The sequence below is a fragment of the Streptomyces sp. NPDC056479 genome (assembly GCF_042795335.1).
Lineage (GTDB): Bacteria > Actinomycetota > Actinomycetes > Streptomycetales > Streptomycetaceae > Streptomyces.
This window is the reverse complement of the sequence record NZ_JBHTRZ010000002.1, coordinates 203941-217213: the sequence shown is the minus strand read 5'-3', so window position 1 is coordinate 217213 and position 13273 is coordinate 203941. Positions and strand designations below refer to the sequence as shown.

Annotated in this window: 14 protein-coding genes; 1 reads left to right on the top strand and 13 read right to left on the bottom strand. The window is 70.0% G+C overall.

Annotation, left to right across the window (positions count from 1 at the left end; translation table 11 throughout):
- Positions 1-8 precede the first annotated feature (8 nt).
- The 12 genes from ACFQ6S_RS07310 to ACFQ6S_RS07255 form a co-directional block, all read right to left on the bottom strand.
- Positions 9-626 carry a hypothetical protein gene (locus ACFQ6S_RS07310; protein ID WP_383404706.1) on the bottom strand — a complete coding sequence of 206 codons (618 nt, stop codon included), beginning with the start codon at positions 624-626 and terminating at the stop codon, positions 9-11.
- Complete coding sequence (locus ACFQ6S_RS07305) at positions 619-3711, bottom strand: LamG-like jellyroll fold domain-containing protein (protein WP_383404705.1); 3093 nt, start codon at positions 3709-3711, stop codon at positions 619-621. The genes ACFQ6S_RS07310 and ACFQ6S_RS07305 overlap by 8 nt, the downstream gene beginning before the upstream one ends.
- Complete coding sequence (locus ACFQ6S_RS07300) at positions 3708-5027, bottom strand: baseplate J/gp47 family protein (protein WP_383404703.1); 1320 nt, start codon at positions 5025-5027, stop codon at positions 3708-3710. Before ACFQ6S_RS07300 ends, ACFQ6S_RS07305 begins: the two co-directional genes overlap by 4 nt.
- Positions 5024-5536: a hypothetical protein gene (locus ACFQ6S_RS07295; RefSeq protein ID WP_383404701.1), complete on the bottom strand. Its 513-nt coding sequence runs from the start codon at positions 5534-5536 to the stop codon at positions 5024-5026. Before ACFQ6S_RS07295 ends, ACFQ6S_RS07300 begins: the two co-directional genes overlap by 4 nt.
- On the bottom strand, positions 5533-5877 hold the full coding sequence (locus tag ACFQ6S_RS07290; RefSeq protein ID WP_383404699.1) for a hypothetical protein: 345 nt from the start codon (positions 5875-5877) through the stop codon (positions 5533-5535). The genes ACFQ6S_RS07295 and ACFQ6S_RS07290 overlap by 4 nt, the downstream gene beginning before the upstream one ends.
- Positions 5877-7595 carry a hypothetical protein gene (locus tag ACFQ6S_RS07285; protein ID WP_383404697.1) on the bottom strand — a complete coding sequence of 573 codons (1719 nt, stop codon included), beginning with the start codon at positions 7593-7595 and terminating at the stop codon, positions 5877-5879. The genes ACFQ6S_RS07290 and ACFQ6S_RS07285 overlap by 1 nt, the downstream gene beginning before the upstream one ends.
- The gene (locus ACFQ6S_RS07280; protein WP_383404695.1) at positions 7592-7975 is read right to left on the bottom strand and encodes a hypothetical protein; all 384 of its coding nucleotides are present in this window, start codon (positions 7973-7975) and stop codon (positions 7592-7594) included. Before ACFQ6S_RS07280 ends, ACFQ6S_RS07285 begins: the two co-directional genes overlap by 4 nt.
- Before the next feature lie 53 nt (positions 7976-8028).
- Positions 8029-8532, bottom strand: coding sequence for a hypothetical protein (locus ACFQ6S_RS07275; RefSeq protein ID WP_383404694.1), 504 nt, complete (start codon positions 8530-8532; stop codon positions 8029-8031).
- Positions 8529-8840, bottom strand: coding sequence for a hypothetical protein (locus ACFQ6S_RS07270; RefSeq protein WP_383404692.1), 312 nt, complete (start codon positions 8838-8840; stop codon positions 8529-8531). The genes ACFQ6S_RS07275 and ACFQ6S_RS07270 overlap by 4 nt, the downstream gene beginning before the upstream one ends.
- A 3-nt stretch (positions 8841-8843) precedes the next feature.
- A complete protein-coding gene (locus ACFQ6S_RS07265) occupies positions 8844-9236 on the bottom strand; it encodes a hypothetical protein (protein ID WP_383404690.1) in 393 nt (130 codons plus the stop codon).
- 34 nt (positions 9237-9270) lie between these two features.
- Complete coding sequence (locus tag ACFQ6S_RS07260) at positions 9271-10701, bottom strand: hypothetical protein (RefSeq protein ID WP_383404688.1); 1431 nt, start codon at positions 10699-10701, stop codon at positions 9271-9273.
- 237 nt (positions 10702-10938) lie between these two features.
- The gene (locus tag ACFQ6S_RS07255; RefSeq protein ID WP_383404686.1) at positions 10939-11757 is read right to left on the bottom strand and encodes a hypothetical protein; all 819 of its coding nucleotides are present in this window, start codon (positions 11755-11757) and stop codon (positions 10939-10941) included.
- A gap of 270 nt (positions 11758-12027) precedes the next feature.
- Here ACFQ6S_RS07255 and ACFQ6S_RS07250 point away from each other — a divergent pair, with 270 nt between their 5' ends.
- Positions 12028-12321 carry a hypothetical protein gene (locus ACFQ6S_RS07250; protein WP_383404684.1) on the top strand — a complete coding sequence of 98 codons (294 nt, stop codon included), beginning with the start codon at positions 12028-12030 and terminating at the stop codon, positions 12319-12321.
- Between the two features lie 33 nt (positions 12322-12354).
- On the opposite strand, the gene ACFQ6S_RS07245 is transcribed toward ACFQ6S_RS07250, so the two are convergent.
- Complete coding sequence (locus ACFQ6S_RS07245; RefSeq protein WP_383404683.1) at positions 12355-13017, bottom strand: LuxR C-terminal-related transcriptional regulator; 663 nt, start codon at positions 13015-13017, stop codon at positions 12355-12357.
- Positions 13018-13273: the final 256 nt, after the last annotated feature.

Here is a 13273-nt window from a genome sequence, read left to right as displayed (position 1 = left end):
GCGGGCCGTCAGGCGGTGTAGATGACCTGGAATCCGGAGAGGGTGACGGTGTCCCCGGCCACCGCGCCGTCGAGGGTGGCGAGGATGAAGTAGCGGAAGGCCGTGGTGTCGACCAGGGCGAAGTTGGCGTCGGCCGACTCGTTGCGGTCGAAGGGGTTGGTGTCGCCTGTGACCCGGGCGATCCGCTCGGCCGTGGTCACCGCGGACAGCAGCCGGGCCCGGAGCAGGGTGATCCTGAGCGTGCCGGTACCGCTGTTCTGGCCGAGCGAGCGCAGCGAGACGAGGCGCGCGCCGTTGGGTACCGACACCGACTGCACCCCGGCCAGAGTGGTCAGGGTTCCGGAGCGGGAGGCGTATCCAGCGGTGTCGATCACCCAGGCAGACGCGCCGGCCACGGGGACCAGCGCCGGGGACAGGGTGAGCGTGTGCTGTGTCGGTGGCGGTCCCGCGCCGAGCGTGTCGAGCGTGGTGTCGACGTCCGTGATCACCGTGGACAGCGTGGTGAGGTCGGCCTCCAGGGCACGGAAGCGTGCGTTGAACCCGTTCGGGCCTCCGGCCTGCACCCGGTCCCGGTTGTCGATGTAGTCCGTGTGGTGGAACGTCGGGGTGAAGGAGACATTAGCCATGCTCGACGTCCTTTCGAAGTCGGGGAGCGGGGCGGTGGAGCCGGAACTTCGGGTAGGTGTAGTCGGGGTCGGCAAAGGGGCGGCCGGCGAGTTCGACCACGGCCGGGCGGATGCCATGGGTCAGCACTTCGACGCCGAGGGGATGCAGCACGCGCACCACGTTCATGATCAGGTCGTACTGGTCGCGGGTGATGATGGAGCCTGCGGGCACGGCGCTGCTCAGCCGCACCTGCAGGGCGTTCGGGCCGTTGGCGCCCGCCTCGCGGAACGCGGCCTGCGCCCAGACCCAGCCGGCCCGGCGTCCGACCAGATCCACTGTCGACAGTGAGGTGGCCGTCACGTCGGCCTGTCCCGAGGTCGGTGCGAGCGGTCCGCTGGACCAGCTGAGGCGGGTGGTGGGGGAGACCGCGGCGGGGCTGGGTTCGACGTGGAGGGAGATGGTGTCTCCTTCCTCGACCAGGGTGCCGCCGCGGACGGCGATCAGGTCCTCGGCGCGGTGCAGCACCTCCACGGTGGTCCCGGCGACGGCGACCCGGCTGAAGCCGACGCCGTGCGCCTGTGCCGCCAGTCGGCCGGCGTCGAGCGTCGAGTGACGCAGAGTCAGCGCCCGGCCTTGGGAGGCGAGCGTCGGTGCGCCGGCGGCCGGCGGCGGGACGAACGCCGAGAGCACGGTCAGCGTGCCCGGGGTGGCGTCGAGGGAGTCGAGCAGCTCGATCAGCCGCCGGGCGACGCCGCGCTGCATCCGGCGGGCGTCGGCAGTGGCGAATGCCGCGCGGCCGTCGGAGACCGAGGCGAGCAGCGCCGGATCGACATGGTCGGCGGGTTCCCCGGCCACCACGGGACCGGGGTTCGGGGTGCCGTCGGCCGCGATCGACGAGCCGTCCGCGACCGTCGTCGGCACCACCCTGACCGCGGCCGACGCGGTGGCCGAGAATCCGCCGTACACGATGTCCAGGCTCACCTGGACCGTGCCCGCGCTCAGGCCCTGAACGGAGGCCTGGCCGGCTGACTCCGACGGAGTCAGACGCACCGCTGCGGGGCCGCTGCCCGTGGCCACGGACCAGTGAAGCTCGGCGCCTGCCGGAGGCACCGGTGACGCCATCAGCGTGAGTGCGGCGCCGACGGCGACGGACGGGAGCTCGTCGGGGTTCGCGGATCCCTGCGCGCCGAGGGTGAAAGGGGCGCCGGGGGCGCAGGACGCGTACACACCGACCGGCGGCTTCAAGGTTCTGACCAGGGCGAATCCGGCCCGGTGGGCTAGGGCGGCGAGTCTGGGGGCGTTGATGGTGGGGTGGTTCACAATGACGCCTCGGCCGGCCGCGCGGGCGTCCGGGGCTCCGGGCGTCCAGGCGCTCGACACCTGGAGGCGGGTGGGACCGGCGGAGGACACCAGGGTCAGCAGCCGGTCGAGCGCCTGCGCCGTCGGCGGCTGCATCAGGTGCGGGTCGCCGGTCGCCACCGGACCGTAGTCGGCTTCCGGCCGGTCGTGCCGAAGGAGCAGCACGGGGTCGATGGCCAGGTCGTCCGGATCGCCGTAGAGCTGTTCCTCGTCGGCTGCCCGGCGGCCGACCGCGTCGATGCTCTCGCCGGGTGCGAGTGCGGCGGGGACCACCCGTACGAGCGAGTGGCCGCGAATGATCGGGGCGTCGGCGTCGTCGATGACGAGGGGGTCTTTGACATGGCCGATCTCGCCGACCGCGTCGTTGAGGACGGCGGCGATCGCGTGCGGGGTGGGAAGCGTCCAGCGCTGGAAGATCCGCAGCCGTCGGCGGTAGTGGTCGTCGTTCTCGCCGAGGACGGGGGAGAGGTCGGGGCGCGCCACCCGACTGATGCGTACCTCGGCCACGGTCGCGCGCAGTGTCGCGCCGCTGCCCGGCCCGATCACCAGCGGCGCGGCGGCGGTCAGTGCGCCGAGCGGGCCGGCGTCCTGCAGGTCGGCACGGACACCGTCCACCCACAGTGCGACGGACGCCTCGGACCGGTCGAGGACGAGGGCGATGTGGCTGAACCGGTCGACGGGCAGCTGCCGGTCGCTGTGCAGGACCCGCTCGGTGGCGCCGTCGGAGACGGTGGCGCGGACGGCACGGTCCAGGCCTCGACCGAAGGCTCCGACCTCGATCGACCAACCCGCGCCGGTGGCGCCGCGCCGGGCGAGGACCCTTGCGTCGGGCGTTCCCAGGTCGGGTTTGACGAAGCACTCGGCCGTGAGGCCGGCGGCCGCGGGGACGTCGAAGACCGGGTCGGACGGGGCGGTCACCGCACCGGACCCCATGAACGCGACGGCCGAGCCGAACCGGCCTGGGGCGCCGGCAGCGGCAGCACCCGAGAGCGTTCCGTGGTGGGGGACGCGGCTGGGGAAGCGCCCGGTGAAGTCCTCGGCACCGATCGGCGCGCCCGGCGTGTCGTCGAGGTGGTAGAGCGCGACGGTGTCGTCGTCCACCGAGTAGGGCAGCGGTGGGAAGCGGGGGACGGCGAGGTCGGCGCCGATCAGATCCAGGCCGGTGCCAAGGGCGGTCTTCAACTGTCGTTGGGTAGCGGTGCGGGCGATCTGACGTCGCAACAGGTCGCGCTCGCCGCCGAGTACCCACAGCAGCCGAGCGGTGTTGCCGAGCAGCGCGCTGATCGCCCATTTTCCGTCTGCCGGGTCCTGCACTTCCACGAAGTCCCGCCCCTTGCGCCGCTTCACGGTGATCCGGGTCAGCCGGGCAGCGTCGGAGGCGCCCGCAGGCGGAAGCAACGGCACGGACTCGCCGGAGAGCGCGCCCGCGGGGAAGTGCACCAGGGCGTTGCCCGTGCCGCCGGGCAGAGCGGGGTCCACTACGGTGACGATCACCTGCGTGTCGTACGCGAGGTCCCGCAGCGTCCGAACGACGTAGGACGGTGTGGGCGACGCGCCGAAGCGGGCGACGTGGTCGGAGAAGTCGTAGCGGGTGATGTCGGCCGACTGCGGTGAGCCGGTGACGGGGGTCAGCACCAGGTGCAGCACGTCGGCACCGGCGGCGAACGGCTCGGTCAGCAGGCCCGACATCCGGCCCACGGCGCCCAGGGCGGCGGAGGCGAGGTCGAGAGCGGCGGGCAGGGTCACGCGGTCACCAGCTCAAGGTCGTGCAGAGCGGCGTCGCTTCGGAACACCGGCAGCTCCGTCGGCCCCATCAGGAGGTTCTGTCCGACCGCGGCGTCCACCACCGTGGTCTGGTGCGGCACTTCGCCGAAGGTGATCCGGCCGAACGCGGGCGGGTAGCGCCGTAGGTGCAGCCGCTGGACGTCGACCACACCGGGGACTTCGACGATCGCCCGCATCACCTTGCTGTAGAGCACGGCGGTGCCCAGCCGCAGGTCGCCGCCGAGCGTGTCGGTGAGCCTGGCGCGGATTGCCGTCGACAGGGCCGCCTCGTCGTAGCCGCGCTCCACGATCACGCGAGCCCGCACTCCTACGTCGATGTGGTCGGCCTCGACGATGTTGGGGTGCACCCCTGCGGGCCGGACGCGGTCCGCCACTTCCGCGACCCGCTCGTACACCCCCGGCACGCTGCCGGTGGTCCGCCATGGCCAGCGGAAGTCGTGCGCCACGACGAGATCGAAGGTGTACGGCTCGCCGATCCGCCGTTCGGCGCTGAACAACCGCTCCCCGAAGCTGAACTCGTTGAAGAAGCTCTGGGACACGTCGACCCCGCCGAGCGGATCCGAGAGCAGTACGTCGATGACGCCGTCGACGTCGAGCACCGCCTGGCCGACGGCCTCGGAGGTCCACAGGGTCCGGGAGATACCGAGTTGGCGGCCGCGGTAGGTGTCGTCGTCCTCACGGCCGTCACCGCCGGACAATTCGTGTTCGTTGGTCACGTTCACGTCGGCGGGTCCGAAGTCGGCCAGATAGACGGCCCGGTACGCCGGGTCGATCGCCGTGATGGTGCCGAGGGGCACGTCGCCGTCCGTGCCTCGGGTGAAGGCACGCACATCGACGGACCGCTCGGTGACGTCGGTGGTGAGTTCGGCCGCAGCCAGGGTCGCGAACGACTGTCCCCGCGTGGGGGCCAGCAGGATCGTGCCCTCGGGCACGATGTAGGTGCGCCCGGACAGGCCCCCGGTGAGGGTGAGCGTGACCGCTCCGGTGGCGAACGCGTCCCGCCGGACGAGACCCACGTCATCGCCGAGCAGGTCGAGGGCGTCGCCCGTGGCCGTGGAGACGAAGGCGCTGTAGTAGAAGTCCTGCAGCCGCTTCCAGAGTTCGGCGTCCTCCTGTGCTGTGGCCTCGATCAGTTTGAGCAACGGGCTGGTGGCGCTGAGGTCCGGCTGAAGGCCGAGAGTGGCCCACATCTGCCCGGCGCGCGCTTTGGCGTCGCCGAGGATGGCGTCGAGCCCCTTGAGGACGAACCCTTCCTGGGTCACCCCGAACTCGGTCATCGGTCAGAGCTCCCCACCGGCATGAGATCCACCGGGATCAGCGTCGTGGTGTCCTGCACCGTCTCCACGGTCACGACCGCCCGCCGGCCACCATTGCGCCGGTCGGCCGGCCTGCTGACCGCGCTTCCCGTCTGCGCGGCGAATTGCGGATCGTCGTCGAAGACCACGTCGGTGACCTCCCGTACCCGGGGATCCGTGGCCAGCGTCCTCACCACTTCGAGGCGGATCAGGTCCTTCACCGCCCGGCGACCGAGGTCGCCGGTCAGCGCGCGCCTGACGTCCAGCCCGTAGGTGGCGTTCACCTGGTCGCTGCCGTACGGCGTGAGCAGCCGCAGGACCAGGGCCTGCTGAAGGTTCGGCAGGCCGTGCACGAGCTTCAGCTCGCCTCGTGCGCCGCTGGTGGAGATCACGAGGTCGCCGTCCTCGAGGAGGAAGCTGGAGCCGTAGCGGGCCTCGTCGCCGACGGGAGCCCTCACGGGCGTGCCGGGGCTGCCGGGCGGAAGGCTCATGACGCCTCCAGTACGCTCTGGCCGGCCGTGCTGACCATCCACAGCACAGGCAGGGGAGGGGTGGCGTCGGTCAGGCCCCGGGCGGTTTCCAGCATCACCGGCTGTCCGGCCACCGTGAGGGTGGTGCTGGCGCCCGCAATCACCGAAGTGACCTTGAGGCAGGGTTTCTGCCCGAGGTTGGCGTTGGTGTTCGTGCACTGGGAGACCGTTGCGGCCAGCAAGTCGGCCTGGACGAGCACCGGGGAACCGGCGGCGCTGAGGGCGGTGGTGGAGGCCTGGACGATGAGCTCGGCGCCGTGTGCGCAGACGAGCTTCGAGGCGGTGGTCAGTACGGCGGGCATCAGGACACCGCCACCTTCGTGCCGTCGAGTTTCAGTGAGACCTGCCCGTTGGTCAGGGTCAGGGTCTTGTGGTCGGTGGTGATCGTCACCTCGCCGGTGGCCGAGATCTTGATGGTCGTTCCGCTGTGGTGCTCGATGGTCACGGTGTCGTCGGGCGGGGCTTCGGGCCGGGTTCCCACGGGCGGCAGCTTCGGGCCGCCGACCAGCACGTGCAGCGCCCTGGCCTGGACGACGCGGCGTCCCTGAGCGTCGATCAGATCGTTGACGCCGCTGCCGGTGGGCAGGCCGTCCCCGCCGATCTGGGTGGGCAGCGCAAGCCAGTAGTCGCCGGGCTCGTTGGCCGGGGGCTCAAAGCGGGGTTGCTCGGACCAGAGCCAACCGGTGACGATCGCGTCGTTGACCAGGCTCCGGTTGTGCGCCAGCACAGCGCGCATCCCGGGGTAGACCGGGGTCACGAGCCCGGTCTTGTGGAACGCGAACGGTGCGGCGATCGGCTTGCTGTGCAGTGTGACGTCCTTGTCGACGGGTCCCGCGACGCTGGGCGCGACCACGTCCGGCTGTGGGCTCTGCCCGTAGTGCAGGTCCGCCAGATGCTTCTTGTCCTTGCCACTGCGGTAGGCCGTGACTTGTCCGACGTCGACGGCCGGATGGTCGGAGCGGTCGCGGGCGACGACGTCCTGCCAGCGGTCGACGACGCCCTGGACGCCCCCGGTGAGGCGGACCCGCTTGCCCGCCGCGACGGCGGTCAGCGCCAGCGCGCAGGTGTAGCCGGTAGCCGCGCTGTAGGTGTGCGAGACGTGGCTGATGCGCAGGGGTCCGGCCGGTACGTCGTCCATGCCCGTGAGCGTCGCGACCTGGCCGGCCCGCAGGCCGGGGTGTCCGAGCACGGTGACGTCCAGTCCGGTGCGCACGGGTGGGGCTTTTGCACCGGCGCCGGGCAGCGCCGGGATCGACGCGTCTTCGGCCCTCTTCGGCGGCGCGCCGTCCTCCTTCTGCGCGTCGACGCGGGAGACGAGGTTCAAGTTCGGATCGATGTGTACGGGTGCCGGCTCCTGTCCGACCGCCGCGCCGAGCAGCACAGACCCGTCCCGGACGACGATCGGGACGTCGGACTTCTCGGCGAGGTCCTGCAGTGCGCCCAGGGTGGACTCGGAGCAGATGCTGATGTCCCCGAGCGACCCGGGGATGCTGGAGCCGGGGGCGAGACCGACGCCGGCCGCCTCCACCAGATCGCGGACGAGGTGCAGCCGGGGCAACGCGGAAGGCCGGTCGAGCCGGGCGGGCTTGGTGCGCAGCCGGTATCCGCCCTCCTCCTGTCCCTCGATCACCGTGCGGGTCACCCCACCGTCGCCGATCCCGGAGGTCATCGAGGTGACCCGTCCGACCATGACCGGGCGGGAGCCGATCCGGGTGGCGGGCTCGTCGAAGTAGCCGAGGCTGATGGTCGCCTTCAGCCCGCCGTGGGGGTGGTGAGAGCGCAGTTGGGCGATACTCGACGCCGGCAGGTCGACGAGGGTGACGGAGAAGGTGTCGGCGGTCGCGCCCTCAGCCATCGTCACGGTCACCTCGGCGTCAAGCACAAGCCCGCCGCGGTAGACGTCGTTCGTCACCGTCAACGGCAGCCCGAGTCCCGCGAACGAGGCGACTGCGCCGAGCAGCCCGCCGGTCCTGCCCTCCGCCTCCTCGATCCGGATCGAGTGCCACAGCACGAAGCTCATCGCAGCGCCACCCCCGCCACCAGTTCGGAGCCGTATCGCCCGACGCCGTGCAGGTTGCCCAGCGCGATCCGGATCGTGCGCACCACCAGGGCGAGTTCACCGGCGCGATAGACGAGTCCCGGAATCACCTTGCGGCGCAGCAGCGTGGTGCCGCCGGCGGGCGTCTCGCGGACCACCGTCATCTCCAGAAAGGCACCGTCGGCGGGCAGGGTCAGTGCGGTGGTCAGATCCCGCTGGGTGTCGGCGGCCGGGAGGGCTTCGCGGGCGATGCTGACCTGGAAGCCGAACACGTAGTTGCGGCCTTCGAAGGAGAGTCGGAACGACTGCGGGAAACCCTCGTCCGGGTCCACCGGCAGCCGGAGGAAAGGCGGTGCGCTCATCTGGCCTCCAGATCGTGCGGTGTGGGCGGGGTGGGTGCGCGTGTGCGGACGTGTCAGAGCGGCGGGCCGGGGCTGCGGGGCACCGGGCTCGGTGGCGGCGCGGCGGTGGCAGCGGCGGTGGCCACCGCAAGGGCGAGGTCAGCCGCCTCGCCGACCAGGGCGGAGAGGTTGGACCGGGGCACGTGCTGGAGGCTGATGGAGACGTCGAGAGCCTCGCGTTTCGTCGTGCTGTGGGTGATGCGCAGGTCGGTGATCTGCATGTCCAGGCTGATCGTCATGCCGAAGACCACCGGGATCCCGCTGACCGCGAGCAGCGGTGCGGCGGCGGCCACCAATGCCCGGCTGGTCAGTGCCATAGCCTCCAGCGCCTTCTTGACCAGCAGCCGGTCGGGCCCGATGAGGATGGCCTCGATCGCGATGGTCTTCACGGTCGGCTGGGTCGCCTGAGACCAGCGGCTGCCCATGATCCGTTCGATGCGGTAGCCCTGACTCATCGTCATGCTCTGTACGTGGAACAGCGGGACGACACCGACGAGCACCGGCAGGTTCGGGCTCACAGCCGGCTCGACAGCTCACGGTCCAGCTCGGCGAAGACCCCGGCGACGACCCGCCGCACCATGGTGTCGTCCAGGTCGCCGACGAGTTCGACCTCGACGGGAAAGTAGTAGTTGACCACGGGGCCGGTGCCGGCCGCCGGGCTGAGCACGGCCTCGCTCCCCGGCGCGGGAACGATGTACTCGCCCTCGTGGACCAGTGCGATGCCGGTGCGCTCGACCCTTTCGCCGGGCAGCCCGGGAGCGCTCTGCGCTGCCGTCGGCTCGCCCTCCGGCATGCCTGCCGCAGGCATGGTGTCTTCGGCGGCCACAACTCAGTCCTCCAGGCTCACGGTCAGGGCCATGCAGGAGAAGTTGGCCTGCGGCACGCCGTCGATGACGATGTTGCTCGGAGAGGCGGACGTGATCACGCAACGTGCGAACTTCATCGATTTGAACGACCAGTCGGTTCCGCGCTTCTCCGCCACGCTGATGGCGAACTCCGTACCGCTGACCGCCAGTTCGGTGAGGTCGGCGACGGTCTCCGCGACGGCCGGCACGGTCATCGTGAAGGTGAAGGTGAACGGCTGCCGCACATAGCCCGTGCCGTCCTGTTCCAGGCTGTGGATCACGGTGTGCGGCACATTGAAGGTGGGGGTGAAGTTCGAGATCGGGGTGATCGTCCGATCGGCCAGTTTGACTTCCAGGCGCGTGTTCCAGTCCGCCATGATTGCTGCTCTCCTGCTCCTGCTCGGATTCCCGCTACACGAACTTCATCGTGATGGACAGGCGGTGGATGGCCCCGGCGTAGTCAACGGCGATCAGAACCTCGACCACCCGCTGGCTCTGTGCGTTGTTGATCTGGTTGAGCTCCGCCGCCGTCAGTGAATTGGGGTCCTTGTCGAGCAGCGTGATGAGGGGAATCGTGATGTCGAATCCCTCGATGACCTCGTTCTGTTCGAGTGGTTGGAGCACCGACTCCAATTGCGCCACGAGCGCACGCAGTCCGGATCGGCTGATACGGACGGTGCCGATCGCCTTGATGAGTTGCGCCTTGAGCCGGAAGGACACGTCGTCGACGGTGCGGACGATGTCGATGTACTTCTTGCCACCGGGATTGCCGGTGTAGCCCTCGCCCATGTAGACGCCGCGACCGGGGATCAGCGAGGGATCGACCAGCCAGTTGACGCCGTTTCCGGCCGGGCCACTGGAGAAGGTCTCGTTGCCGTTGATGGCCGAGATCTCGGTGGGGGTGAACGGGTCGCTGGAGATGTTGACCGGTTTGAGGAGGATCGAAATGTGCGGTTCGTAGCCGGCGATCACTCCGGCGACCGATGCGGCCGCGTCCTCGTCGCTCTTGTGGGCGATGTACACCATCCGTTCGTGGGCCAGTGCGCCGCTGACGACGGCGGTCGCGGTCGCGGCCTTGGCCAGCATGGCCACACCCATCCGTTCCTTGCCGTCGCCGCCGGTGTTGGAGACGGCGCTGACATGGTCGGAGAGCAGGTGGATGGCGCCGCCGGACGCGCCGGTGGTGGTGTCCAATGCCGTGTTGGCCAGCACGACGAACTGGGCGTCCAGCGGCGCCACGGCGTCGAGGGCCGCCTGCCAGTCCGGGCCGGATGCCGTACGGACGCCGTACACCAGCGTGGGGCCGGGCGTCTGCGCGAAGGCCTGTGCGATGGCCTCGCCGAGGTCACCCGGTACCCGACGGCGCGCCTCGCCCGGATCGGTGAAGACGATGGGTGTGTTCGGGCCGGCGACGGGCGGGATGTCGCCCAACTTCGCGTCCGGCACGATGTCGTTGAACGCGGTGGCGGTGTTGTCCTCGATCGTCGCCAGCAGCCGCTCGGAGCCTGTCGCGCCGCCCACCGCCGTGCGGTACAGCCTGCGCGCCGTCGTGCCGGCCGGCCCGGTCGGGATGGTGGTGAGGTCGACCTTCTGGTTCCCGGCGGTGGTGGTGACCGTTGTCTCGGCGCCGGTTTCGGTCTCCGCGCCGGCGGTCACGAAGGTCACCGCGTACCGATAGGCGCCGACTTCGAGTCCGGCACCGGCTACCGCGGTGGCCGTGGGAGCTGCGGGAGCCTGGCCCGGGGGCGTGACCTGGCCCACGATGGCGATGTTGCCGTACGCGCGTACGGCCGGTGCGAAAAGGTCGGCAACCGGATTCACCCGAATGTAGCGAACAGTCATCGGCGGTCTTCTCCACCTTCGTCGGTCGGCTCAGTGGTATTTGGTCCGGAGCTGTCGTCGCAGCCGGGCCTGCTCTTCGCGACTGAGCTGCGGTGGCAGGACCGGCGTAGCGTTTCCAGCGGCGTCTGGTGGATCCGTGATGGCGTCCGGTGGGCCGGCGGTTGCCTCGGGCGGCTCCTTGTCCGGCTTTCGTCGGCGTGGCGGCATGGCGTCCTCCGTCCCGGCATTTGCCGAGCGCTAGACGAAAAGGGTGAGTACTCCTTCGGAGGCGAAGAACGACTCCAGGACGGACTGAGTCAGCGGCGGGCCGGGCACGGCCGCCACGGGAAAGAGCAATACCGGTGCGTACGGTGTCCGTACTTCCGTTCCGTCCGACCGGGGTTGAGGGACGATCGCGCGTTCCATAGCGGTCCGGGCCAGTTTGGCGTCCCGTAGTGCGGCCGCCACGTCCAGCGTTTCGCGGATGAGGATCGCCAGTTTGAGGTCATAGCGATGACGGTTCGCCGGGTCGTTCGGGTCGAAGGGGCCCGGGAAACGCAATCGGACTTCGGTGATCAGGTAATGGAACGCCTCGCGGAGTTCCTCGACCGTGGTGATGTCGTGCTTGGCCATGAAGGCGTCGAGGTCGATGAAGCGGAAACGGCTGCGGAATTCATCCAGGGTCGCGAAATCGGTGATCTCGTGCGAGAGAACCGACTGCACGTCGCCCACATCGATGTCCAGCAGCAGGGTGAGGCCGAGTTCGGCGGCCAGGTCGACCCAGACCGGGGCCGTCGGATCATGCCGTTCGAGGGCGAGATCGGTGCGGGTGTAGGGCGGCATGGTCTGAAACCAGGTGCCGGCGGTGCGGCGTGGCGGGAAGACGGGGCGCTGGAACTCGGTCTGACGGACCTGTACGTCCGACACGCCGTGGATGGTGGCGAACTCCATGGTGTACGCCGCACCCAGCAGGGCGCGTACACGGCCATGTTGAGGGTCGCCGGGCGGATCGACCAGACTGGTGAGCTGCGCGGGATCACTGAGCCGGACCATCTGCTGGTCGACAAATTCGCTCATGAAAGCGCCCTTCCGGGATCGTCGGGCCGGCGGCTGTCGCGTAGGTGCGCTGTGTGTGCCCGTGTGCGACCGGTGACACCATTTCCCGGGGACCAGGGGCAGCATCGGCGTGGGGCCGCCGCTCCTGATCGCTGTCCTCCCTAGCGCGTGGTGCACGGCCTCCCGCAGACTCGTCGGCGAGACCTCCCGCAGGGGACGGGTCGACGGCCGCAGCTCACACGTCCACGCGAGTCGGCCGTCCGTGGAGAGGCCGAGGACGGTGAGCCCGGGATGCCCGAGCAGCAGGTCGCACGGCGCGATCCGGTCCACGGCGACCTCGGCGGCGTCGACACCGACGATGACCATGTCGGGTACCTGTCGGTCGATGACGGCATCGAGACAGTCGTCGTGGGGGAGCCGCAGAGTCTCGACGCTGACCGACGGGTCGTCGACGAATGCCTCGCGGACCATGTCGGCGAGCAGTTCCGGGAGCCGGGTCAGGGCTACGGTGGCGGGCACTCGGCCACCTTCCAGGACGGCCGCCCGGCCGAAAAGGACCTTAGGATCCAGGACCTCGGCGGGTGAGGTACCGGACCGGTTTCTCTCCGGGCCGCGGTGTCACAGGGCGGAACTCCTCCTGAGCCGGCGGAACTCGGCCACGGCCTCCCCGCGCCGACGGGCACCGGCCTTCTCCAGGATGCGGTGCACATGGTTCTTGACCGTACGGACCTCGATGCCGAGGCGATCGGCGATCTCCTGGTTCGAAAGGCCCAGTTCCAACAGCCCGAGAACCTGGTCCTCCCGAACGGTGAGGGCCGGCACCCGCGGAGCCGGACGCGCCTCGGAGGCCAGTGTGGCCACCCTGCGCAGCAGGAGGGCCGTCATGCGCGGTGTGCACAGGGTCTCGCCGACGACGACCGCACGCATGAGGCGCAGCAGATGCTCCATCGGCTCGGAGCGCAGCAGGTAACCGTGCACTCCGGCCTCGGCGCAGGCGATGACCTCATCGTCCGATTCCGTGACGCCGATGACGATGGTGCGCGGCGTGGGCGTCACCGCCTGTACGGCGCCGAGCAGTCCGCCGCCGGCGAGCAGTCCGGGATTGACCAGGATGAGGTCCGGTGCCTGTGTGGTGATGGCGGTGATCGCCGTGGGGACGTCGGGTGCGGCCAGCACCGTCTCGATACCGGGTTGCCGCGCGAGGATGCTCGTGAGTCCTTCTCGGTAGAGGCAGACATCGTCGACGACGAGCACCTTGAGCTCCGTGAAAGCGAAAGCCATCCGACAGCACCTCCCCCGACGGCACCTGTCCGAATTCCCACGTAGTGCCCTAAATGGAAAATATCGATGTCCGTCGGGGCGGTGGCCAGAGACGGAGATTTTCACCGGATCAAGCGCACAACTTTCGGCCACGAGCGGCGGCGTCTCAGGCCGGTTGGGGGCGGACGGACCGAGTCGAGGGGCTGACGGCTGGTGATCACGGGGTGTGAAGGGTGTTCCGGGCCTGGCGTGGAGAGTCCGGAAACGGCGGAAATGG

What these genes read in the sequence shown, in the direction of transcription:
- ACFQ6S_RS07310 (WP_383404706.1), bottom strand. Translation starts at nt 626, where the DNA reads ATGGCTAATGTCTCCTTCACCCCGACGTTCCACCACACGGACTACATC.
- ACFQ6S_RS07300 (WP_383404703.1), bottom strand. Translation starts at nt 5,027, where the DNA reads ATGACCGAGTTCGGGGTGACCCAGGAAGGGTTCGTCCTCAAGGGGCTC.
- ACFQ6S_RS07295 (WP_383404701.1), bottom strand. Translation starts at nt 5,536, where the DNA reads ATGAGCCTTCCGCCCGGCAGCCCCGGCACGCCCGTGAGGGCTCCCGTC.
- ACFQ6S_RS07290 (WP_383404699.1), bottom strand. Translation starts at nt 5,877, where the DNA reads ATGCCCGCCGTACTGACCACCGCCTCGAAGCTCGTCTGCGCACACGGC.
- ACFQ6S_RS07285 (WP_383404697.1), bottom strand. Translation starts at nt 7,595, where the DNA reads ATGAGCTTCGTGCTGTGGCACTCGATCCGGATCGAGGAGGCGGAGGGC.
- ACFQ6S_RS07280 (WP_383404695.1), bottom strand. Translation starts at nt 7,975, where the DNA reads ATGAGCGCACCGCCTTTCCTCCGGCTGCCGGTGGACCCGGACGAGGGT.
- ACFQ6S_RS07265 (WP_383404690.1), bottom strand. Translation starts at nt 9,236, where the DNA reads ATGGCGGACTGGAACACGCGCCTGGAAGTCAAACTGGCCGATCGGACG.
- ACFQ6S_RS07260 (WP_383404688.1), bottom strand. Translation starts at nt 10,701, where the DNA reads ATGACTGTTCGCTACATTCGGGTGAATCCGGTTGCCGACCTTTTCGCA.
- ACFQ6S_RS07255 (WP_383404686.1), bottom strand. Translation starts at nt 11,757, where the DNA reads ATGAGCGAATTTGTCGACCAGCAGATGGTCCGGCTCAGTGATCCCGCG.
- ACFQ6S_RS07250 (WP_383404684.1), top strand. Translation starts at nt 12,028, where the DNA reads ATGCCCGAGCAGCAGGTCGCACGGCGCGATCCGGTCCACGGCGACCTC.
- ACFQ6S_RS07245 (WP_383404683.1), bottom strand. Translation starts at nt 13,017, where the DNA reads ATGGCTTTCGCTTTCACGGAGCTCAAGGTGCTCGTCGTCGACGATGTC.